The following is a 22,120-nucleotide window of genomic DNA, read 5'->3' as shown; positions in this document are numbered from 1 at the left end:
TCATGCGCCCGGCCTGCACAGCACGAGTACAGGAGGAGCCCGTAGAGTGCAGCCATGCGCGTGACTGTTGTGACCACCTGGCTGCCTACCGCCGTGGTGCCCTCCTCGGGTTCCTTCGTGGTCAGGGACTGCCGCGCCATCGCCGAGGCCGGCCAGGAGGTGCGCATCATCCACCTGGTGCCCCCTCATCAGGACGACGGAACCCGCCGCGTGACCATCGATGGCCTCCCGGTCATCCGCATCCCCATGCGCCCGGCCAACCCGGCCTCGGTGGCCCGGGCGGCGGTCGCGCTGCCCCGCCTCATCGACGGCGAGGTCCTGCACTCCATGGCCATGAGCTCCCTGCTGCCCCTGGGCGGGCTCAAGGCCGCCGGCATCCTGCGCATCCCCTGGGTGCACACCGAGCACTGGTCGGGCCTGACCAACCCGGAGACGCTGACCCCCGCCCTCAAGGCCGGCAGCATCGTGGTCGACGCCGCCCTCAAGCGCCCCGACATCGTCACCGCCGTCTGCGAGTACCTGGCCGAGCCCATTCGCCGCCTGCGCGCAGCGGCGCCCACCGTCATCGTGCCCTGCATCGTCGACCCCCAGGGCCTGGTGCCCCGGCGTCACGAGACCGGGCAGGACGACGCCGCACTGCGCCTGATCACGGTGGGCGGCCTGGTTGAGCGCAAGGATCCCCTGGCCAGCCTGGAGATCACCGCGGAGCTGGTGTCCCGGGGAGTGGATGCCACCCTTGTCCTGGTGGGCGAGGGGCCCCTGCGCGAGGCCGTCGAGGCCCGCGCCGCTCAGCCGGACCTGGCCGGGCGCGTGCGTCTGACCGGAATCCTGGGGGCCCAGGAGGTGCGCGCCGAGCTCGCCAAGGCCGATGTCTTCATCGGGCCGACCCGGGGGGACAACTTCTTCGTCTCAGCGGCGGAGGCCATCGTGGCCGGGCGCCCCGTCGTGGTCTCCGACGCCGGCGGGCAGGCCGAGTACGTCACTGAGGGCAATGGCGCCATCCTGCCGGTGGACGCCGCGCCCCAGCAGTGGGCCACAGCCGTCACGGCGCTCGCCGAGCGCCTGTCCGGTGCCACCGCGGCCGATATCGCGGCTACCATTGGCGAGCGCTTCTCCACCCCGGTGGTGGGCGCCGCCTACCGCGCCGTCCATGAGCGGGCCAGGGCGGGGGCGTGAGAGAGATGAGCACCATGACCAAGAGCCCTCTGGGGTGGCTCGCCGGCAGGGCCCGGCGCGGGGGAGTGCTGCTGGCCACGCGCATTCACCTCCCGGAGGCCGCGGCCGCCTCCTTCCGCCTCGACGGGGTGGAGCGCGCCCTGGCCGATCGCGGCGTCCCGGTGCGCGTGCTGACCACCACGCCGGGAGCCGGCCAGCACGATGAGCCCGCGGATGACCCGCGCGGGGTGAGCGTCTCGCGCTGGCCGGCGCTGCGCGACGAGTCCGGCTACCTGCGCGGCTACCTGCCCTACATGTCCTTCGACCTTCCCCTGGCCGGCCGCCTGCTCGCCCAGGCCCGCCCCGACGTCGTCCTGGTCGAGCCCCCTCCCACCACCGGGGCGGTGGTGCGCGCCATCGCCGCCCTGCGCCGCCTGCCCTACGTCTGGTACGCGCCCGATGTGTGGTCCACCGCGGCCGCCTCCACCGGCGCCCCGACGGCGGTGGTGCGGGCCGTGCGGGCCCTGGAGTCATTCGCCGTGCGCGGGGCCGCCGGCGTGGTGGCCATCAATGAGGAGGTGGCTCAGGAGGTGCGGGCCCTGGGCGCCAGGCGGGTGGCGGTGGTCCCCAACGGCATCGACACCTCGGTCTTCCGCGCCGACGGCCCGGCCCCCAGCGCCGCCGAGCGCGAGCGCCTGGGCATCACGGGCCGGTACTTCGTCTACGCCGGCACCGCCTCGGAGTGGCAGGATGCCGGGGTCTTCGCCCAGGCCATCGAGCAGGTGCGCACCAGGCACCCCGATGCCCAGGTCCTCTACCTGGGCCAGGGCTCCGACTGGCAGGCCATCGCCGAGCGCGCCGCGGCCATCGCCCCCGGGCCCGACGGCGCCCCGGCCGTGGTCATGCACGGCCTCATGCCCCCCGCGCAGGCGGCCGCCTGGCAGCGCGGGGCCGTGGCCGCCCTGGTGTCCATCAAGCCCGGGCTCGGCTACGACTTCGCCTACCCCACCAAGGTCCTGGCCGCCCTGGCCTGCGGCATCCCGGTGCTCTACGCCGGCGTGGGCCCCGTGGTCGAGGATGTCGAGGCCCACGACCTGGGCTGGACCAGCGACCATGAGCCCACCGCCGTGGCCGCGGCCATGTGCCGGGCACTGGAGGCCGGCCCGGGCGAGCCCGGCCGCGCCGAGCGCCTCCACCAGTGGGTCGAGGACAACCGCTCCCTGGCCGCCACCGGCAGGGCGGTGGCCGGCCTGCTGCGCAGCGCGGTCCTGGAGCGCCGCGCGGCCCGCAGGTGAGCGCTCGGTCCACGTGCTCGGGCCCAAAGCGCCCAGGCTCCTGAGCCCTGCCCCCGTGCCCACGGCCCGGCCCCTTTCGGGGGCCGGGCCTTTTTCTGCCCCGTGCCCGGCACCCACCGGGCGATCTGGGGTTAAGTCCGCGGCCGCTAAGCCGATCAACCCGCGCCCCGGCGCCCACCGGGCGCTCGGGCGATGCCGCGCTCGCGCACGGCCCGGCGCGTGGCAATGACGCCCGGCCCGGGTGATCCGGGACGGGGTCACGGATGGCTCGGGCTGCGGCTATCCTTGGCGCTGACGCAGTGTCTGAGGAAGGGAACGCATATGCGCATCGCCGTCGTCGCCCTGGGGAAAATCGGTCTGCCCCTGGCCGTCCAGTACGCGGAGAAGGGCCACGAGGTCATCGGGGTCGACGTCAACCCCGCCACCGTCGAGGCCGTCAACGCGGGAGTCGAGCCCTTCCCGGGCGAGGCCCACCTGGCTGAGAAGCTCGCCGCTCTGAGCCCGGCCACAGGCAACGGCGCCCTGAGGGCGACCACCGACTATGCCGAGGCCATCCCGGGCGCCCAGGCCATCGTGCTGGTGGTCCCGCTCTTCGTCGACGACGCCACCTGGGAGCCGGACTTCGCCTGGATGGATGCCGCCACCGCCTCCCTGTCGGAGCACCTGAGCCCGGGCACCCTGATCTCCTACGAGACCACCCTGCCTGTGGGCACGCTGCGCGGCCGCTGGAAGCCCATGATCGAGAGGATCTCGGGCCTTGCCGAGGGCACCGACTTCCACCTGGTCTTCAGCCCCGAGCGCGTGCTGACCGGCAGGGTCTTCGCCGACCTGCGCCGCTACCCCAAGCTCGTGGGCGGCCTGAGCGATGCCGGCACGCGCGCCGGCATCGAGTTCTACGAGCAGGTCCTGGACTTCGACGAGCGCGACGACCTGCCCCGCCCCAACGGCGTGTGGGACATGGGCAGCGCCGAGGCCGCCGAGATGGCCAAGCTCGCCGAGACCACCTACCGCGATGTCAACATCGGCCTGGCCAACCAGTTCGCCGTCTACGCGGACAAGGCCGGCTTCGATGTGGAGCGCGTCATCGAGGCCTGCAACTCCCAGCCCTACTCCCACATCCACCGCCCCGGCATCGCCGTGGGGGGCCACTGCATCCCCGTCTACCCGCGCCTCTACCTGTCCACGGACCCCGAGGCCTCCGTGGTGCGCACCGCCCGGAGCTTCAACGCCACCATGCCCCAGTACGTGGTCGATCGCGCCGTTGAGGTCCTGGGCTCCCTGGAGGGCCTGCGGGTGGCCGTGCTGGGCGCCGCCTACCGCGGGGGCGTCAAGGAGACCGCCTTCTCCGGGGTCTTCCCCACCGTGGAGGCACTGCGCGCCGCCGGCGCCGAGGTCGCGGTCCACGACCCGATGTACACCGACGAGGAGCTGGAGGGATTCGGCTGGACCCCCTACCGGCTGGGCGAGCAGGTCGACGCGGCCATCGTCCAGGCCGACCACCCCGAGTACCGCGAGCTCGGCCCCCAGGACCTGCCGGGGATCCGCCTGCTGCTCGACGGCCGCCGCGCCACCGACCCGGCCGCCTGGGCGGGCACCCCGCGCCTGACCATCGGCGGCGGGCAGTAGAGCCGACCCGAGGCCCTTCGGCCCCGGTCGCCGGGCGGATCAGCCGCCCGACGACCGGGGCCGATCTCGTGACGAAGCGCGGCCCTGTGCGAGAATGCGCCGGTGAGAGTCCTCCACGTCAATGACGTCGCCCGCATCGGCTCGGCCCTGGTCCGCCAGGCCAGGGCCGAGGGACTGGACTGGAGGCTCTACGACACCGCCCGCGTCGACCCCGCCTGGTCCCCGCGCACCCGCGCCGCGCGCCGGGCGCTGCGCGGCCTGGCGTGGGAGGCCGGACTGGCGCGCCGGGCGATGGGCGCCGCGCTGCTGGACATCCACGGCGCCACCGTCACCGCCCACACCCGCTGGCTGCGCCGGCCCTATGTCCTCCACCTGCACGGCACCGACATCCGGGTCAGGCGCTATGAGCCCGCCTACGCCGACCTGGTGCGCCGGGCCCTGCGCGAGGCCCGGGACGTCTACTACACCACCCCCGACCTGGCCGAGCACGTCCTGGACCTGGTGCCCCAGGCGACCCTGCACCCGGTCATCGTCGACATCCGGGAGGCGCCGCGCGCCAGCGGCCCCGCCGCAGGGCCCGCCCGCATCCTGTTCCCCTCCCGGTGGGACGAGGCCAAGGGCGGCGCCGCCCAGTTCGAGCTCCTGGCGGCCCTGCGCCAGGAGCTGGGGGACGACGTCGTCTTAGAGGGCCTGGACTGGGGAAGCGGCGCCGGCCGAGCGGCCGGCCGCTACGGCGTCGTCCTGCGCCGGCGCATGCGCCACGGCGACTACATGCGCTGGCTGGCCAGCGGGACCGTGGCCGTGGGGCAGATGACCGGCTGCATGGGCGTCTCGGAGCTGGAGGCCATGGCCACGGGCGTGCCCACAGTGATGGCCCTCAACGAGCGCTGGTACGACGGCGCCCACGAGACCACCCGTGATGTGCCCGTCCTGGGCGGCCCGAGTGCCCCGGACGCCCTGGTTCAGACCGCGGTGCGCGGCGTGCGCCAGGCCCTGGAGGGGGCCGGCGCGAGCGGGGCGCGGGCCTGGGTGGCCTCCCACCACGGCCCGGCCCGGGCGGTGGAGCGCCTCAGGGAGCGCCTGGAACGCCTGACGCAGTTGTGAGGCCCTGGGCCGCTGGGACCAGGCGCTGCGAGCGGCCGCTGGGACCAGCCCAGGGACCGGTCGGAGGGCCTGGTCGCAGGGGCCGCATGGGCCGACTCGGCCTCAGTCCTGCGGCACCAGGTCGGCGCCCCATCGGTTGGCCAGGAACAGTTCGCTCCACAGGCCCAGCGTGGTGGTGCCGGTGGCGAAGCGCAGCGCCTGGCGCGGACGGCTGATGCCCGTGGCGAAGGCCTCGAAGCCCATGGGGTGATCGAGCATCGCGCGCACCGAGCGGACGCGCGACAGCGCCCGGTCCCCGCCCGTGGCCCGCAGCACCGACAGCGCCAGGCGCTTGGGGACGGCGGGAAGACGAGTGCTCGCCGCCGTGTACAGCTCCTGGTCCTGCCCGGTGGCCTGGGAGAACCGCTGGCTGGTGTAGCGCGCGTACCAGGCGCGCGTGGCGGTCAGCTCCTGGGACCCGCGCAGCCAGCACTCCCAGACCTCGGTGTCGAGCATCGGCAGGGCCCAGTCGTAGCCCATGGCCTCGTAGGCCTTCATCGAGGCGTTGATGTACTTGGCCTGGCGCTCGCGGATGTTGAACCACTCGATGAGCTCCTGGGCGCCGCGCTCCCCGGTGACCGGGGCCAGCGCCTCGGTTCGCAGCAGCTCGCGGCGCAGGAGGGCGAGCCGGCCGGCGGCGCGCCCATCTCCCTGGAGAGTGGTGTGGTGGGAGGCGATGGCGGCCAGCACGCGGGCGCGGCTGGCGGCGGGGCCCAGCAGATGCTCATCGTGGGTGTTGCCCACGATCGTGTGGCCGGGCAGGATGACGGCGCCCTCATCGATGAGCGAGCGACGGCGCAGCGTCCGCAGGGCGTACCAGTCCTGGACATGCGGCAGCGAGGTCATGCCCCAGGTCTGCTCCTGGAAGCGCGCCCCCTCGGGGCCCTGCCAGACGCGGGCCATCTCGGCCACGTCCAGATCGATCCGCAGCCAGGGGATGTCCAGGGCCGCGGCGACATCCCGGGAGACGGCCCCCTCCCGATCCCCCGGCTTGCCGTAGGTGTAGGCCACGATGTCCGCGGCCCCCAGGCGCCGCAGCCAGGTCGCCAGGAGCCGGGAGTCCAGGCCCCCCGACAGCGGCAGGACGAGGCTGCGCCCGGCCGTGCGCTCCAGGAGCCGGCCGACGGCGCGATCCAGGGCCGCATCGAAGGCGGCGTCGAACTCGGCCTCGTCGGTGATCGGCTCGACGGCGTAGCGGTAGGAGTCCCAGGTGCGCTGCTCCCAGGACCCGTCGGGGCGCAGCACCACCGTGGCGGCCGACTCCGTGGCGCCCACCCCCTCGACCAGGGTCCGTGAGCCCGGGACCAGGGCCATGTGGGCGAAGGCCTCGGCGGCCTGGTGGTCGCGGCGCCAGGAGCCCAGGTGCGAGCGCATGTGCTGCGGGTCATCCGTGACGATCCACCGGGAGTCGGCATAGGCGAACAGCAGGTGGTGGGAGCGGGCCCGGTCGGTCTCCAGGACCAGGTCCTGGCCCCGGGGACGCACCACCGTCCACTGCCCGTCCCGCTGGCCGGGGGAGGCGGAGACGACGCCGGGGACCCGCTCGCCCGGGTCCCAGCCGCGCACCGGGCGCCACAGCCAGGACCCGTCGGCCGAGTTGGTCCATCCCGGGGAGGTGAGGGACAGTTGGACGTTATCCACGAGAACTCCTCCGTGCACTTGTGATGACTGCCGATGGGAAGGTGAGAGATGGCTCAGTGGGACGGATATCGGCGGGCCCCATGGTTCAATACTGGCATGGGACAGGCACTGCGCCGGCGCTGGGCGTCATTCGCGCAGGGCAGTCCCGTCGTCAGTGCCATTGTGACTCTGGTGACAGGCACGGCGGCCGGGCAGATCATCACCTTCCTCCTGCAGATCTTCATCGCGCGCGTCTACTCGGACACCGATAAGGGGATGTTCGGGGTCTACGGGTCCATCACGGGTTTCGTCGTCACCTTCGCGGCACTGCGCTTCGACCTGACGATCATTCTTCCCAAGGACGACCTCTCCGCGCGCGTCCTGGCCCGCCTGTCCCGGCGCTGCATTGTCATCGCCTCCCTGCTCACCTCCCTGGTGTGCACCGCCGGGGCGGTCCTGCTGCGCGACCACTACCACCATTCCGACACCCTCATGTGGTGGCTGATGGGCTCGGGGATCACCGTTTTCCTGGTCGCCCAGATCGCCAATGTCCAGTACTGGATGACGCGCAAGGGGCGGTTCGGGGATATCGCCCGCAACCGCGTCATCCAATCGGCCGCTGTGGCGGGCTTCCAGCTCCTGATGGGGCTGCTGCTGCACGGGGGCCTGGCGGCCATCATCATCGGAACCGTGATCGGCCAGATCATCACCCTGCTGCTGCTGCGGCGCCGCGCCCCCGAGCTGATGGCGCCGCCGGATCCGAGCGAGCCCACGATGCGGGCCATGGTGCGCCGCTACTGGAGGATGCCCCTGGTCAACGGCCCCAACGTCCTGGTGGACTCCATCCGCAACAACGGCATCAACCTCATGATCGGCGCGATCTCCCTGGCGGCGCTCGGCCAGTTCCAGCTGGCCTGGAGCATCCTGCAGGTCCCCGTGGCGCTGATCGCCGGCTCGGTGGCCCAGGTCTTCCTCAAGAAGCTCTCCGCCGTGGAGCCGGGCGACATGCTGCCCCTGGTGCGGGCGGTGCTTTGGAGGGCCATGCTGGTCAGCCTCCCGCCCTTCGCGGTGCTCTACGCGCTGGCCCCGTGGATCTTCCCCGTGCTCTTCGGGGCCACATGGGATGACGCGGGCCACTATGCGCGCGCGCTGACCCCCTGGCTGTTCATGAATGTGCTGACCTCGCCCATCTCCAACATCTTCGTGGTCACCGAGCGTCAGGGCAGGCTGCTGGCATTCGCCGTCATCTACTGCGCCGTTCCCCTGTCCTGGCTGTGGCTCAGCCCGCTTGAGATCATGGAGACAATGACGGTCCTGGGGGCGTTGATGGCGCTTCTGCTGGCGGGGATGCTCGGCATGTCGATTCTCACCGCGCGGTCCTATGATCGCGGCGCCGCCGTGGCCGGGAGCCGACATGATGCCCCGGTGTGAGGGTGCCGCCATGGCGCCATGCGATGATCGGTGCGGCAGGCCACCGGCATGCGCCGGGCCCTGCTGCAGCGGGTGGAGGAAAGGAGACCCGTGAGACCGTCGTCAGTACCGTTGGTGATTCTCACCGACCACTACCCCTTCGATGTCGGCGAGGAGTTCTTCGAGCAGGAGATCGGCTACCTGGCCCGGGCCTTCGAGAGGATCTGGATCGTGCCCATACGGGCCGGGGCGGTCAAGACTCGCCGCCTGCCGCCCCAGGCCACCGCCGTGCGCCTGCCCGGGCCCGCGCGCCCCTGGAAGCAGAGCCTGCCTCGTCTCCTTCCCCAGCTGGCCGCGGGCCCGGGCCGCATCGAGGTGGGCAATCTGCGCCGCAGCCCCACGGCCCTGGTGCGCGAGGCCCATTACGCCACCGATGTCCTGGAGCGGACCAGGGCGCTGACGCGCTCGCGCTTCTACCGTGAGGACCTGGTGGGCGGCCCCATGCTCGTCTACGCCTACTGGCTGCACACGGCCGCCGGTGTGGCCCAGATGCTCAAGGCCACCCACGGCGCCCCGGTCGTCGCGGTCTCACGGGCTCACGCCTACGACGTCGACGAGGCCGATGCCGCCGGGGGCCACCTGCCCGGGCGCCGGCGCCTGGTCCGAGGCCTCGATGAGATCTACCCGATCTCCCGCTACGCCCGCTCCTTCCTGGAGCCCTACCGCGCCGGTGAGGGCGGCGCCGGCATCGAGATCCGTCACCTGGGCGTGCCCGCCAGCCCCGCCGGCCCCGCCGGCGGGCAGGCGGCCGAGGGCCGGGACCCGGGGCTCCACCTCGTCAGCTGCTCCCACCTGGCGCCCTACAAGCGCGTCGACCGGCTCGCCGACGCCGTCGGGGTCCTGTCCCGCCACCGCCCCGTGCGCTGGACCCACATCGGCGAGCGCGATGAGGGGCGCCTGGATGCCATGAGGGATCATGCCGCCCGCGTCGCCCCCCGCGCCCGGGTCGAGCTCCTGGGCTACCAGTCCAATGAGCGCACCCGGGAGCTGCTGGCCTCCTCCGGCTTCACCATGCTGGTCAACACCTCCTCGGGGGAGGGCGTGCCGGTCTCCATCATGGAGGCGATGTCCGCGGGGCTGCCGGTGGTGGCCACCGATGTGGGCGGCACCGCCGAGATCGTCCGCGACGGGCGCAACGGCCATCTGGTCCCGGCGGCGGCCACCCCCGAGGACATCGCCCGCGCCATCGCCTCCATCGCCGACGCCCCGCCCTCCCAGCGCGCCGCCATGGGCGCCGAGGCCAGGCGCACCTGGGATGAGGAGTTCAACGCCGAGCGCCAGTACACCGCCATGGCTGAGCGCCTGGGCCGGCTCGCCGCCGCCCTGGAGGCAGGGGCCCGGTCATGAGCCCCTCCACGAGCGGATCCCAGTCCCCCGGGGCCCCGGCACCGGGCTGGCGGCTCGGGCCCGCGGCGCGGCGCCCGTGGATGGTCTTCCACGCCCCCTACCCCCTGGACCCCGATCCGACCTCGGCCTCCCGCCTGCGCCCACTGCGCATGAGGGCCGCCTTCAGCGAGATCGGCTACGAGGTCTTCGACCTCAGCGGCACGGTGCCCCAGCGGCGCCGCGCCTTCGCCGCCCTGCGCGCCCGGCTGGACGACGGGCAGCGGCCGGCCTTCCACTACATGGAGAACTCCACCCAGCCCAATGCGCTGGCCACCAGCCTGCGCAGCGGAGTCGCGCCCCACCTGGAGCAGGCGATCCTGGCGCACCTGCGCCGCGCCGGGGTGCCCCTGGGGGTCTTCTACCGGGACGCCTACTGGCGCACCCCCATGGGTCGGTCCACGGGCCTGCGCGGCCTCATCCTGCCCCTGCTCCAGCGCGCGGATCTGCGCGGCTACCGCCGCAAGCAGGTCCACTTCTTCCTGCCCTCCCAGCGGATGGCGGGGCTGGTGGGCCTCGATGAGACCGACTTCTTCTCCGCCCTTCCCCCCGCCGGGGACGAGGGCCGCATCCTGCCCCTGCCGCAGGCCGAGCAGGGCCTGCGCCTGCTCTACGTGGGAGGGCTGGGCGCGCACTACGACCTGACCGAGTTCCTCACCGCCCTGCCCGCCGCGCCGAGCGCCCACCTCGACCTGGTCACCCGCGCCGAGCAGTGGCAGGGCGCGCTGGCCGCCCAGCCCGCCCTGGCGGAGCTGGGCCTGGGGGTCCACCACCTCAGCTCCTCCGAGCTCGCCCCCCTCTACGCCCAGGCGCATGTGGGCGTCCTGGCCGTCAAGCCCTCCGAGTACCGGGACATCGCCGTGCCCGTCAAGCTCTTCGAGTACCTCTCCTACGGCCGGCCGGTCATCGCCACCCGTGGGACCGAGGCCGGGCGGATCATCGAGGCCAATGGCGCCGGCTGGGTCGTGGACCACAACCGGCAGGCCTTCATCGACCTCCTGCGCCACCTGGAGCAGGAGCCGGGCGAGGTTCGGGACAGGGCCGAGGCCGCGCGGGCCGCCGCCGCCGCGCACACCTGGGCGGCGCGAGCGCGCCAGGCCGCCCTGGTCCTGGCCCCCCAGAGCCTGGCGCTCGTGAAAGGCGGCACTCCCATCACCTGAGATCAGCGCATCCCAAGCACGTCTGGCGCCCCTGGCGACATCTCCCCGGTCACCCCTATGCCAGCGCCGAGTCACGACAGGGAGACTCCCTCATGACAGTTCTAGTCCTATGGCTCCCCCATCTGGGGCGGGCTCTGGCACTCCTGGCACTCCTGTTCCTGCCCGGTTGGGTGATGCTGCGCCTGGCCGGCATGCGCGGGCTCCTGCCCCTGGCCGCGGCGCCGCCGGTCACCCTGGCCGTCATGGCGCTGATCGGGCAGGCCTGCCACTGGATGGGGATCCGCTACTCCCTGGTGAGCCTGGGCCTCGGGCTGGCGCTGTGCCTGCTGGTGTCCTGGGGCACGGCGCGCCTGGTCCTCCAGGGGCTCCCGGCCCCGGTGCCCCAGGCCCTGCCCCGCCCCACGCGCGGGACCCAGGCCCGTGCCCTGGGCGCGGCGCTCCTGGCCGCGGTGCTCCTGAGCCTGCCCATCCTCACGCAGTGGGACCCCACCCTGCCGGCCCAGCAGATCGACTCCGTCTTCCACTACAACCTGGCCTGGACGATCACCCAGACCGGTGATGCCTCCCTGCTGACCGGCGCCTCCTGGTCCTTCAGCATGCGCGCGATCCCCGCCTACTACCCGCTGATGTGGCACGCCCTCGTCGCCACGGTGGCCAGCCCCGCCCAGGTGGTGGCGACCACCAACGCCCTGGTGGCGCTGGTGCCCCTCATCTGGACGCTGGGCATGGCGGCGCTCGCGGCCGAGGCCCTGCCCACCTCGCGCTGGGCCGCGGCCATCGCCCCGCTGACCATGGCCCTCCTGCCGGCCTTCCCCATCTACATGCTCGCCTACCGGCAGCTGTGGCCCAATGCGTTGGGCTACGCGGTGCTGCCGGCGGCACTGGCGCTGCTGTGCCGATCAGTCAGGCTCCTGCACGATACCGGGAACGCGGGGCGACGGCGCGCCCTCATCGCCCTGCTGATCTTCGTCGTGGCGCTGGGCGGTGCGGCCGCGACCTACCCCACGGCCGTCTTCTCCATCCTCCTGTCCGGCCTGCCCCTGCTGGCGGCCATCGGCATGAGCGTCAGCCGCTTCGTGGCCAACCGGATCGGGCGGCGCATCGCGGTGGGGATCCTGGCGGGGGCGGCGATCGCCCTGGCCCTGGTGTCCACGGTGGTGATCCTGGATCCCGGGATCCTGGCCAGGCTGGGGCGCGACACCTACGCGGGGACCTCCGGGCTCGGCCTGCGGCTCCAGGCCCTGGTCACGCTGTGGCCCATGGGCGGGGGAGGGGCCGGCTACCTCGTGGCCCTGGGACTCCACCTGCTGGTGACGGCGGGAGGCCTGGTCGTGGCCGTGCGCCGGCCGGGCCTGAGGTGGATCGCCTGGGCGTGGCTCCTGCCCATGGTGCTGCTGGCGGCCACCTACCTGCCGATGGGGCCGCTGTCCGCGCTGACGGGCCTGTGGTACAACGACCCCTACCGCGTCATCCCCCTGGTGCTCCCGGCGATCGGCCTGCTGTCGGCCACCGCCGTCGACGCCCTGATCGCCGCCCTGGGGGCGCGGGCCGATCGGCGGGCGGCGCTGCGGGCCGAGCCCGAGGGCGGCACTGACAGCGACGGCGAGGGAGCCCCGGGCCGCCCGGGGCTCAGGCGCCCGAGCCCCAGGGACGCCGTCGCGCTCCTGGCCTGCGCCGCCGTGCTGGTGGGCGGGCTGAGCGCGGGACCGGCCAGGCAGCGGGCCGGCCAGTCCTCCTACCCGCCCGGCTCCAGGGCCCCGGTGCACATGCTCACCACCGAAGAGGCCTCGATGATCATGTCCCTGCGGGGAAAGGCCGATCCCTCCCTCATGGTGCTCGGCGACCCCGCCGCGGGGGCCGCCTATGTCCAGCCCCTGGCTGGACTGCGCTCGGTCTTCCCACATGTCACCTACCGGTCCCTGGACTGGGATGCCCAGTACCTCGCCGAGAACTTCTCCCGCATCGGCCAGGACCCGCGGGTCTGCGAGCTGGTCAACCACTACCGGATCGGCTACTACTACGCCGATGAGCCCGGCACCGTCCCGGGGATCGATGTGCGTGAGCGCGCCCCCGGGCTCTACGGGGTGGACACCTCCCAGGGCTTCGAGCTGGTGGCCCGCGCCGGCTCGGCCTCGGTGTGGCGCATCACCGCCTGCGGCGCTCCCGACCCGGTCGGCCAGCGCGACCCGTGGGGGCTCAAGATCCCCTACGAGCCGCTGCTCGGGCCCCAGGGCAGGCCCAATGTCTTCAATGACAAGGGCGAGTTCCTCCGCGAAGGCGACTGATCCCCGCGATCCCTGCGATCCTCACTGCCAGGCCCGGCAGGCCCGGATGAGGCTCAGGCGCTTGAGGCGGTCGAGGCCTGGGCGCCGGTCAGGGAGCGGACGATGTCATGGATCGTCCCGCGCTCCTGCTCGAAGCTCAGCTCGTGCGCGGCCCGGTCGCAGGCCGCCTTGCAGCGCGTGATGGCCTCGGGCGTGAGCTCCTTGAGCGTGGAGATGATGTCCTGGACCTCATTGGTGCGGGAGGACAGCCCGATGCTGTAGGCGTCGACGACTTGCGCCATCTCGATGGTGGGCCCCACGGCGACGGCGATCCTGGCCTGCACGTAATCGAAGATCTTGTTGGGAAGGGCCAGACGCGCATTGGTGTTGAAGGGCGGGATCCAGTACATCCCGATGTCGTAGTGGTTGAGGGTTGCCGGCAGGTCCCCCGGTGGGACGGGGGCGGGGAAGTGGATCCTGCCGCATCCTGCGGCCCGGTCCTTGAGCCGGTCCAGGTAGGCCCCGCCGTCGCCCCCGGGGACCAGGTAGAGGTCCAGGGTGAAGCGCTCGTCCAGGGCGGCCACCGCATCGATCATCGCCTCGATGCGCCGCCCGGGCACCGCGCCTCCGGAGTGGACCAGGCGGATGACTCCCTGCGGCGCGGTGGGGGAGGGGGAGAGCCTGGCGTAGGGGGCGGCGTTGCGCACCAGGCGCGGGGTCACGCCGTAGCGCTCCTGGTAGAGGCGGGCGATCTCCTGGCCCACCGTCGTCACGGCCGCGCAGTGCGGCAGGTACTCGCGGCAGATGTGATCCATCAGGGGCGCGACGAGAAGGCGCCAGCTGGTGACATGCGCGCGCTCCTCGGGGGCCCACTCGTGCATGTCCGCCCACACCGGCGCCCCGTGGGCCACGGCGAAGGCGGTGGGGATGGAGCGGGCGTCGTTGGCCACGACCATGTCGAAGCGGCGCTCGCCCACCAGGTCGATGGCGGCGCGCGCGGCGGGGGCGGCGGTCTCGCAGGACCGCAGGCGCCTGGCCGCCAGGCGGGCCACGCCCGCGGGAGTCTGGGGCAGTGAGGGGGCGCCGTCGGGAACCCGCAGATGCTCGGTGACGTGCGGGGGCTGGGAACCGTACCCGATGCTCGTCACCTCGCCGACCTCCGCCAGCGCCCCGATCTCGCGAAGGACCCGGGCGTCCCGATGGATCGGGGAGAAGGAGATGACGAGAATGGACGGTCGTTGAGAATTGATATTCATGGGATCGCGATCTGCTTGTGGGAGAAGGATCAACTCCTGCCGGGGCGGTGCTCCCGGTGGACTGATCGTTGGAGCCGGTGGAGGCGTTGCGGATGCTGCCTAGCGTACCTGGCGATCAGGGGGATGCACTGGTCTCGGGTCGATAACCATGACGGCCGGGTTGACAAGGAGTATTGTTCTCGGGCATAAGCCTCCTGGGCGCGCCATCCGCCCGCCGGGCGTGTCATCCGACGGGCGCACGGCAGCGGCGCGGATGCCCGCACATCCCGGCCAGGGCGGGCGCGGCGCCGGTTAGACTCGCCGGGTGAGCATGCTGCTGCGTACCGTCAGGGACCTCCTCACCGTGCTGCCCACGGGGTCCCAGCGCTTCATCCTCACCTTCGCCGGGCTCTTCTCCGCCCTGGCACTGCTGGACATCGCGGCCCTGGGCCTGCTCGCCCTCATCCTGACCCCGCTGATGACAGGCGCGGAGATGACCATCCCGGTGGTGGGGCTGCGCGCCTCGGGAGCGGGGATGGTCTGGCTGCTGGTGACGGTCTGCCTGCTCATCGTCACCAAGGACCTGCTGGCCATTGTCATCCAGCGGGTCTCCACCAGGCGCTTCGCCGAGTTCGAGCAGGACCTGGGCGCCCAGCTCCTGGACTCCTTCTTCTACGCCCCCTGGGCGGACCGTCTCAAGCGGCACTCCACGGACCTGGTGCGCTCCACGGATGTGGGGGTGGCCTCCACGGTCTCGGGGGTCCTCATCCCCGTCACCCAGCTGGCCGGCGAGATCTGCACCTTCGGCGCCGTCATGGCGGTGCTCTTCGTGGCGCGCCCGGCGATGGCCCTGGTCACGGTGGTCTACTTCCTGCTCGTCGCGATCGTCATGTACCTGTGGGTCCTCAAGCGGGCCGTCCTGGCGGGGCAGGCCAATCGCACCTACTCGGTCAGGGCCGTGCGCCTGGTCACCGAGATGGTCCACTCCCTTAAGGAGATCACCCTGCGGGACAAGGCCGCCGAGCTCGAGCGCGTGGTCCTGGCCGAGCGGCGCAAGGCCTCGGTGGCCCGGGCGGACCAGTCCTTCCTGGGGGCCGTGCCCCGCTACATGCTGGAGATCGCCCTCATCGGCGGCCTGGCCATCGCCGCCGCCATGGGCCTGTCCCAGGGCGGTCTGAGCGAGGCCCTGTCCTCCCTGGCGCTGTTCGGGGTCTGCGGCTTCCGCATCGTGCCCTCCATCACCCGCTTCCAGACCATCATGGGCCAGACCGGCGCCAATATCCCCCACGCCGAGCGCGTCCTGTCCGAGATCGAGGAGGGTCGGGCCAACCGCGAGCGCCACGCCGAGATGCGCGCCGGCGGGGACCTGCCCGAGGGCGCCGGCGCGCTGGTCATCGACGATGTCTCCTTCACCTATCCCGGGTCGGCCGAGCCGGCGCTCAGGGACGTCTCACTGACCGTGCCCCTGGGGGCCTCCATGGCCCTGGTGGGGGCCTCGGGCTCGGGCAAGTCCACCCTGGTGGACATCATCCTGGGCCTTCAGGAGCCCACCCGCGGCCAGTTGCGGATCGATGGCACGCCCCTGAGCGAGGTGCTGCGCGCCTGGCGGGCGCGCGTGGGCTACGTCCCCCAGGAGGTCGCCCTCTTCGACTCCACGGTGGCCCACAACGTGGCCCTGTCCTGGGACACCGGGAGCATCGATGAGCAGCGGGTGCGCCGCGCGCTGCGCCGGGCCCAGCTCCTGGAGGTCATCGAGGAGCGCGAGGGCGGCATCTGGGCCGAGGTCGGCGAGGGGGGCATGCGCCTGTCGGGCGGGCAGCGCCAGCGCCTGGGCATCGCCCGGGCCCTGTACTGCGAGCCCCTGGTGCTCATCATGGATGAGGCCACCTCCGCCCTGGACACGGCCACCGAGGCGGCGGTCACCGAGGCGGTGGCCGAGCTGTCGGGCGAGGTGACGGTCATCGTCGTCGCCCACCGACTGGCCACGATCCGCCACAGCGACCAGGTCTGCTTCCTGCGCGATGCCCGTCTGGCCGCCAGCGGCACCTTCGACGAGGTGGTGGCCGCCGCCCCCGACTTCGCCCGGCAGGCGGCGCTGGCCGGACTGCTCGACGACGATGCCCCGGCCCAGGCCGGGGCGCCCAAGGAGGAATCATGACCGCGCCCACCGCTGAGCCGCAGCTGCGCCTGCCGACGATGGGCGGGCGAGGGCCGCGCGTGGCCATGCTCGTCTTCAACGACGCCCACAACGACTCCCGGGTCCTCAAGGAGGCCGCCACGCTGCGCGACGCCGGGGCGACGGTGAGGATCTTCGCCGTCTCCCGGATCCTGGCCGGCTTCCCCGAGGGGGAGGTGCCCGTGGCCCCCGGGGTGGATATCCACCGCTCGCGCGAGTTCTCCCTGGACATGATGGCCCCGGGGCTGGCCGGCCTGCGCGACCGCCTCAGCGGCAAGGAGGACCCCGCCCCAGCCCCCGCTCCTGGCGACGGCGACGGCGACGGGGGCGCGGCCCGGGCCGAGGCGCCCGGCAGGCCGGCCGGGCGGCTGCGCCGGGGCCTGGGGGTGGCGGCCTCGGCGATGGTGCGCGCCCAGGCGGACCTGGCCATGCGCGCCTACCGGAGCGTGTCCCTGTCCTCCTACTGGCTGCGCTGCGCCCGGGCCGCCCTGGCCTGGGGGCCCGATGTGGTCCACGCCAATGACGGCAACACGCTGGCCCCCGCCCTGTGGATCGTTGAGCGCTGCGGGGCCCGCCTGGTCTACGACGCCCACGAGCTGTGGCTGGACCGCAATGTGCGCGCCGACCGCCTCCTGGCCCCGCGCGTGGAGGCCGCCCTGGAGGCGCGGGGAGTGGCGCGGGCCGACGCCGTCATCACCGTCTCGCCCTCGATCGTGGAGTGGATGGCCGCCCAGTACCGCATGGCGATCCCTCCCGCCCTGGTGCGCAACATCCCCGAGGCCGGGCCCCTGCCCGACCCCGCCCGCGGGCGCCTGCGCGAGCTGGCCGGCCTGGGGGCCGACACTCGGGTCATCGCCTACGGGGGGCGCATCACCACCTCGCGCGGCATCGAGGAGACCATCGCGGCCCTGGCCCAGCTGCCCGAGAACGTCCACCTGGTCATGCTCGGCTACGGCGAGCCCGACTACCTCGAGCTCCTGGAGGACCACGCCCGCAGCCATGGCGTGCCCCACCGGGTCCACCGGGTGGGGCCCGTGGCCCCCGAGGAGGTCTCTGAGGCGCTGTCCGACGCCGATGTCTCGGTGGTCCATGTGCGCCCCACCTGCCTGTCCTACCGCTACGCCCTGCCCAACAAGCTCTTCGAGTCCATCCGCGGCGGGCTGCCGGTGGCGGCCGCTGATCTTCCCGATATCCGCGGGGTGGTCGAAGAGCTGGGTGTTGGCGAGGTCTTCTCGGGTGAGGACCCCGACGACCTGGCCGCCACCATCGCGCGGATCCTGGCCGATCCGCAGCGCTACCGCGAGGCGGCCAGGGCGGCCGCCTCGCAGCTGACCTGGCAGGGCGAGGCCGCCCGGCTCATCGGCGCCTACCGGCGGGCGCTCATGGGCCCGGCCCGGGCCCGCCTCCCCCAGGGGCCGGCCCCCGGCAGGCGCCCGCGCCTGCTCATCATCTCCTTCTCCCCGATCGCCTCCGACGCCCGGGTGCTCAAGCAGGTCCGGCTCTTCACCCCCACCCACGAGGTGACCACCTGCGGCTACGGCCCCGCCCCCGAGGGCGTGGCCCGCCATGTGCGCATCCCCGATGAGCTCATCTCCTGGCGCCTGGACCGCACCAGCCTCATCCTCAGGCGATTCGCCCACGCTCAGCGCAGCCAGGAGGTGGTCAGCTGGGTCAGTGGGCAGCTGGAGGCCGGCGCCTGGGACACGATCCTGGCCGACGACGCCGAGACCGTCCCGCTGGCCCTGTCCCTGGCCCCGCTGGGAGGCGTGCACGCCGACCTGCACGAGTACGCCCCCCGCCAGAAGGAGGGGGTGGCGCGCTGGAGGATCTTCGTCGCGCCCTATGTGCGCTGGCTGTGCCGCACCCATGTGGCACGGGCCGACTCGGTCACCACGGTGGCCCAGGGGCTGGCCGAGGCCTACCTGCGCGAGTACGGCATCCGGGCCACGGTGGTCACCAATGCCACGCCCTACCATGATCTGCCCGTCACCGAGGTGGCTCGGCCACTGCGCCTGGTCCACTCCGGAGCCGCCCTGCCGGACCGCCACCTGGAGATCATGATCGAGGCCGCCGGGGCCGCCTCTCGCGAGGTCGTGCTCGACCTCTACCTGACCCGCAACGACCCGGCCCTCATCGAGCGCCTGCGCGCCCTGGCCGCCGCCCAGCCCCAGGGGCGGGTGCGGGTGCTGGACCCGGTGCCCTACGCCGAGCTGGTCCCGACCCTGGCCCGCTATGACGTGGGGGTCTTCACCCTGCCGCCGGTCTCCTTCAACTACCGCCACGCCCTGCCCAACAAGCTCTTCGACTTCATCCAGGCCCGCCTGGCGGTCGTGGTCTCCCCGAGCCCGGAGATGGCCCGCCTGGTGCGCGACCACGAGCTGGGCGTGGTCACGCAGGACTTCACCGCCGCCTCCCTGGTGGCCGCGCTGGACTCCTTGTCCGATGAGCAGGTGGCCAAGGCCAAGCGGGCCTCGGCCCGGGCCGCCGGGGAGCTGTCCGCCGAGCGGCAGATGGACGGCTGGGTGCGGGCCATCGCCGCCCTGGACAGGCGCGCCGCCGATCACGACCGCAGCATCGTCCTGCCGCCCGCCCAGCCCCCGGCCGGGCCCACCGATGAGGAGGCCCGATGAGCAGCGCCGCGCCGACGGGCGCCCCGGTTCACCGCGCCGATCTGGGATCCCCCCAGGCGCCCGATGGCGCCCTGGTCGATGTGGTCATCGCCTGCCACAGCCCGCGGCGCCCCCTGGGGCGGGCCGTGGCCTCCGTCCTGGAGGGCAACGCGCCCGCGGCCTGCGTGACCGTGGTGAGCCACAACCTCGATGCCGCCGAGCTCGCCGCGGTGATCGGCCCCGCCCACCGCGACCGGGTCCGCTACCTGGAGCTGCACGACGGCATCCCCAGCCCCGCGGGCCCCTTCAACGCCGGCATCGCCCAGGCCCGCACGCCCTGGGTCTCCATCATGGGCAGTGATGACCAGCTGTGCCCCGGGGCGGTGGAGTCCTGGCTGGCCCTGGCCCGGGCCACGGGCGCCGAGCTCGTCATCCCCCGCCTGGCCCTGGGCGAGCCCGGGGCCACGGTCCCCACCCCCGCGGTGCGCTGGACCCGCCTGCTGGCCGCCGCCCTGAGCGGATCGAGCGGGACCGCGATGCGCCGCCTGGGCCGCCTGGACCGCCTGGGACGCCTGGCCCGCACCGATCTGGTGGCCGACCGCCTGTCCTACCGCTCCGCGCCCCTGGGGCTCATGAGCCTTCAGGCCCTGGGCCGCGAGGGCATCGGGGCCCTGGTGCCGGGCCTGTCCGTGGGCGAGGACGTGTCCTTCATGACGCAGATGCTCTCGGCCCTGCCCACGGCCTATGACGCCGTGGGGCCGGCCTACCTCATCGGGGAGGACGCCCAGGACCGCGTCACCTACGAGATCCGGCCCATCGACGAGCAGCTGGCCTTCCTGATCGACCTGGTCGCCCAGGACTGGTTCGCCGCCCTGGGCCCGGCCCAGCGACGGGCGGTGATCGTCAAGATGGTGCGCATCCACGTCTTCGGCGCCGTTCACTACCGGGATCGCCCGGAGCACTGGAGCCGGGGCGAGCGGCGCGCGCTGGCCGCCATCATCCGCGCCCTGCACCGCGCCGCCCCCGGATACGCGCGGGTGCTGTCCGTGGCGGAGACCGATCTGCTCGCGGCCTGCCTGGACCCGGGGGCTCCCGCGGCCGAGCTGATCGAGGCCTCCCGTCGCCGACGGCGCCACGGCAGCCTGCGGACCCTGGTGACCCCCGACCCGGTGTGGATGCTCGATCGGGAGGCGCCGCTGCGCTTCATGGCGGCCTCCGTGCTGACCAAGGCGCTGCCCGCGCTGCTGGCCGCAGTATCGTCAGTATCGTCGCCCCCGACGGTACGCCAAACCAAGGAGGTGCCATGGTCCGCAATGCCACCGGCGTCGTCGGCCTGATCTCCCGCGCCGCCACCACCGGCCCCGGCCTTGCCGCCCTGGAGGCGCTTGTCCTGGGGCGCCTGAGCCTGGCGCTGCGACGCGGGGCCGGCCTGCCCGGCGCGGTGGAGGTCGCCCGGCGGGCCCGCTTCCTGGCCGACCGCCAGCACTACTCGGCGGCCCGGCGCCTCCTGCACCGCGCCGCCGGCAGGATGGGCCAGCGGCCAGAGGCCGTGATCCTGCGCCTGGAGGACCGGATCGTGGACCTGGACCAGGGGCTGGTCGATCGGCGCCAGGATGACATGGTGCTGCGCGAGGCCCTCGACCTGGCCGACCAGTGCTGGGCCGTGGGCCAGGACAGCAGCGCCGTCGATCTGCTGGACGCCTGCCTGCGGCTCCTGTTCCACCCCTGCCTGCACTTCGGCCAGGGGCCCTCGGCTCTGGCCGAGGATCCCGTGGCCTTCCTGTCCCTGCTGCGCCAGAGCCGGGCCTGGCAGGAGATCACCGCCCCCATCGCCGGGGCGGACCGGGCCGGGCACACCGGACAGGCCGGGCAGGCGGAGGGCCCGGGCCCGCGCCGGGTCCTGTTCATCTCCCTGCGGAACTGGAACTTCATCGAGGACATCATCACCGACTACCAGGACGATGAGCGCTTCGAGGTGCGCCGCCGCGACCTGTCCGAGCTCGCCACCTTCCCCGAGCAGCGCGGCCTGCTGGCCGACCGGGCGGCCCTGCGCCGGGGAGGGCAGCCGCCCCGTGTTCCCGCCCCGATCGCCGAGGACCTGGCCTGGGCCCAGACGATCGTCGTCGAATGGGGCAGTGCCGCCGCCGTCTGGACCTCCCTGGTGGCTCCCTCCCATGCCCCCGGGGCGCTCCTGCTCATGAGGATCCACTCCTATGAGGCCTCCACCGCCATGCCCCAGCTCATCGACTGGTCGGCCGTGGACCGCCTCATCACCGTCTCTCCGCCCATCAGGGAGATCCTGCGCGCCAGCGCCCCCCTGCCGCAGGGCATGAGAGTCAGCACGGTTCCCAACCGCGCCCTTCTCACCGGATTCCGCCAGCCCAAGGAGCCGGGGGCCCAGCGGACCCTCGCGCTGGTCGGCTGGGCGGCACTGCGCAAGGACCCGGCCTGGGCCCTGGACGTGCTCGACATCCTGCGGGCCCAGGACCCCTCGTGGCGGCTCATGCTCATCGGCCCGGGATTCCCCCAGGACCTCACACCCTCCGAGCGCGCCTACGCCCAGGGCGTTCAGGAGCGCATCGATGACCTGAGACCGGCCGTCCAGATCACCGGCCGCACCAGCGAGGTGGCCCAGTACCTGCGCGGGGTCGGGGTGATCCTGTCCTCCTCGCGGCGCGAGGGCACTCATGAGGGCTTCATCGAGGGGGCGGCCTCCGGGGCGCTGCCCGTGGTGCGCGACTGGCCCGACGTCGCCCGCTGGGGAGGTCCGGGCCTGCTGTTCCCCTCATCCTGGGTGGTCCGCACCCCCCAGGAGGCGGCGCAGCGAATCTGGGAGCACTGCGATGACGCCGAGTACTGCCGCGCCCAGTCCCAGTGGATGATCGAGCATGCCGATTGGACGCGGGTCAGGCCCCTGTACGACGCCCTTCTCCTGGGCGAGCCCGCCGATGATCCGCCAGGCAGTGATTCTCAGTGATCAGGTG

Annotated in this window: 14 protein-coding genes; 12 read left to right on the top strand and 2 right to left on the bottom strand. The window is 73.2% G+C overall.

Annotation, left to right across the window (positions count from 1 at the left end; translation table 11 throughout):
- Positions 1–54: 54 nt before the first annotated feature.
- The 4 genes from EL266_RS12780 (at position 55) to EL266_RS12765 (ending at position 5,180) form a co-directional block, all read left to right on the top strand.
- Positions 55–1,176 carry a glycosyltransferase family 4 protein gene (locus EL266_RS12780; protein WP_026426503.1) on the top strand — a complete coding sequence of 374 codons (1,122 nt, stop codon included), beginning with the start codon at positions 55–57 and terminating at the stop codon, positions 1,174–1,176.
- Between the two features lie 14 nt (positions 1,177–1,190).
- The gene (locus EL266_RS12775; protein ID WP_232012042.1) at positions 1,191–2,450 is read left to right on the top strand and encodes a glycosyltransferase family 4 protein; all 1,260 of its coding nucleotides are present in this window, start codon (positions 1,191–1,193) and stop codon (positions 2,448–2,450) included.
- Between the two features lie 321 nt (positions 2,451–2,771).
- Positions 2,772–4,076 carry a nucleotide sugar dehydrogenase gene (locus EL266_RS12770; RefSeq protein ID WP_026426504.1) on the top strand — a complete coding sequence of 435 codons (1,305 nt, stop codon included), beginning with the start codon at positions 2,772–2,774 and terminating at the stop codon, positions 4,074–4,076.
- A gap of 102 nt (positions 4,077–4,178) precedes the next feature.
- Positions 4,179–5,180, top strand: coding sequence for a glycosyltransferase family protein (locus tag EL266_RS12765; protein WP_026426505.1), 1,002 nt, complete (start codon positions 4,179–4,181; stop codon positions 5,178–5,180).
- A gap of 102 nt (positions 5,181–5,282) precedes the next feature.
- On the opposite strand, the gene EL266_RS12760 is transcribed toward EL266_RS12765, so the two are convergent.
- Complete coding sequence (locus tag EL266_RS12760) at positions 5,283–6,860, bottom strand: asparagine synthase-related protein (RefSeq protein WP_051280998.1); 1,578 nt, start codon at positions 6,858–6,860, stop codon at positions 5,283–5,285.
- Between the two features lie 96 nt (positions 6,861–6,956).
- On the opposite strand from EL266_RS12760, the gene EL266_RS12755 reads away from it, so the two are divergent.
- The 4 genes from EL266_RS12755 (at position 6,957) to EL266_RS12740 (ending at position 13,137) form a co-directional block, all read left to right on the top strand.
- Entirely contained in the window at positions 6,957–8,270 is a 1,314-nt protein-coding gene (locus EL266_RS12755) for an oligosaccharide flippase family protein (protein WP_051280999.1), read from the top strand.
- 90 nt (positions 8,271–8,360) lie between these two features.
- Complete coding sequence (locus EL266_RS12750; protein ID WP_126412384.1) at positions 8,361–9,656, top strand: glycosyltransferase; 1,296 nt, start codon at positions 8,361–8,363, stop codon at positions 9,654–9,656.
- On the top strand, positions 9,653–10,852 hold the full coding sequence (locus EL266_RS12745; protein ID WP_232012041.1) for a glycosyltransferase: 1,200 nt from the start codon (positions 9,653–9,655) through the stop codon (positions 10,850–10,852). Before EL266_RS12750 ends, EL266_RS12745 begins: the two co-directional genes overlap by 4 nt.
- Before the next feature lie 92 nt (positions 10,853–10,944).
- The gene (locus EL266_RS12740) at positions 10,945–13,137 is read left to right on the top strand and encodes a DUF6541 family protein (RefSeq protein ID WP_126412382.1); all 2,193 of its coding nucleotides are present in this window, start codon (positions 10,945–10,947) and stop codon (positions 13,135–13,137) included.
- A gap of 53 nt (positions 13,138–13,190) precedes the next feature.
- Here the strand turns inward: EL266_RS12740 and EL266_RS12735 are convergent, their stop codons facing one another.
- Complete coding sequence (locus EL266_RS12735; RefSeq protein ID WP_026426508.1) at positions 13,191–14,372, bottom strand: glycosyltransferase; 1,182 nt, start codon at positions 14,370–14,372, stop codon at positions 13,191–13,193.
- A gap of 310 nt (positions 14,373–14,682) precedes the next feature.
- On the opposite strand from EL266_RS12735, the gene EL266_RS12730 reads away from it, so the two are divergent.
- From EL266_RS12730 to EL266_RS12715, 4 genes are read left to right on the top strand one after another with little or no spacing between them, the layout of a single operon-like run.
- Positions 14,683–16,509, top strand: a complete 1,827-nt coding sequence (locus tag EL266_RS12730) for an ABC transporter ATP-binding protein (RefSeq protein ID WP_051281002.1) — start codon at positions 14,683–14,685, stop codon at positions 16,507–16,509.
- On the top strand, positions 16,506–19,157 hold the full coding sequence (locus EL266_RS12725; protein WP_084500535.1) for a glycosyltransferase: 2,652 nt from the start codon (positions 16,506–16,508) through the stop codon (positions 19,155–19,157). The genes EL266_RS12730 and EL266_RS12725 overlap by 4 nt, the downstream gene beginning before the upstream one ends.
- A complete protein-coding gene (locus EL266_RS12720; RefSeq protein WP_051281003.1) occupies positions 19,154–20,473 on the top strand; it encodes a glycosyltransferase family A protein in 1,320 nt (439 codons plus the stop codon). The genes EL266_RS12725 and EL266_RS12720 overlap by 4 nt, the downstream gene beginning before the upstream one ends.
- Positions 20,440–22,113 (top strand): glycosyltransferase, encoded by a 1,674-nt coding sequence (locus EL266_RS12715; RefSeq protein WP_026426510.1) that lies wholly within the window; start codon positions 20,440–20,442, stop codon positions 22,111–22,113. Before EL266_RS12720 ends, EL266_RS12715 begins: the two co-directional genes overlap by 34 nt.
- Positions 22,114–22,120 lie beyond the last annotated feature (7 nt).

It is taken from the genome of Actinomyces slackii (assembly GCF_900637295.1).
Lineage (GTDB): Bacteria > Actinomycetota > Actinomycetes > Actinomycetales > Actinomycetaceae > Actinomyces > Actinomyces slackii.
Note: the sequence above shows the minus strand (reverse complement) of the source record. Positions and strands in the feature narration are given on the sequence as shown.

Bases quoted from the DNA above. Each gene is read 5' to 3' on its own strand.
- EL266_RS12780 (WP_026426503.1), top strand. From the start codon at position 55: ATGCGCGTGACTGTTGTGACCACCTGGCTGCCTACCGCCGTGGTGCCC.
- EL266_RS12775 (WP_232012042.1), top strand. From the start codon at position 1,191: ATGACCAAGAGCCCTCTGGGGTGGCTCGCCGGCAGGGCCCGGCGCGGG.
- EL266_RS12770 (WP_026426504.1), top strand. From the start codon at position 2,772: ATGCGCATCGCCGTCGTCGCCCTGGGGAAAATCGGTCTGCCCCTGGCC.
- EL266_RS12755 (WP_051280999.1), top strand. From the start codon at position 6,957: ATGGGACAGGCACTGCGCCGGCGCTGGGCGTCATTCGCGCAGGGCAGT.
- EL266_RS12745 (WP_232012041.1), top strand. From the start codon at position 9,653: ATGAGCCCCTCCACGAGCGGATCCCAGTCCCCCGGGGCCCCGGCACCG.
- EL266_RS12740 (WP_126412382.1), top strand. From the start codon at position 10,945: ATGACAGTTCTAGTCCTATGGCTCCCCCATCTGGGGCGGGCTCTGGCA.
- EL266_RS12735 (WP_026426508.1), bottom strand. From the start codon at position 14,372: ATGAATATCAATTCTCAACGACCGTCCATTCTCGTCATCTCCTTCTCC.
- EL266_RS12730 (WP_051281002.1), top strand. From the start codon at position 14,683: ATGCTGCTGCGTACCGTCAGGGACCTCCTCACCGTGCTGCCCACGGGG.
- EL266_RS12725 (WP_084500535.1), top strand. From the start codon at position 16,506: ATGACCGCGCCCACCGCTGAGCCGCAGCTGCGCCTGCCGACGATGGGC.
- EL266_RS12720 (WP_051281003.1), top strand. From the start codon at position 19,154: ATGAGCAGCGCCGCGCCGACGGGCGCCCCGGTTCACCGCGCCGATCTG.
- EL266_RS12715 (WP_026426510.1), top strand. From the start codon at position 20,440: ATGGTCCGCAATGCCACCGGCGTCGTCGGCCTGATCTCCCGCGCCGCC.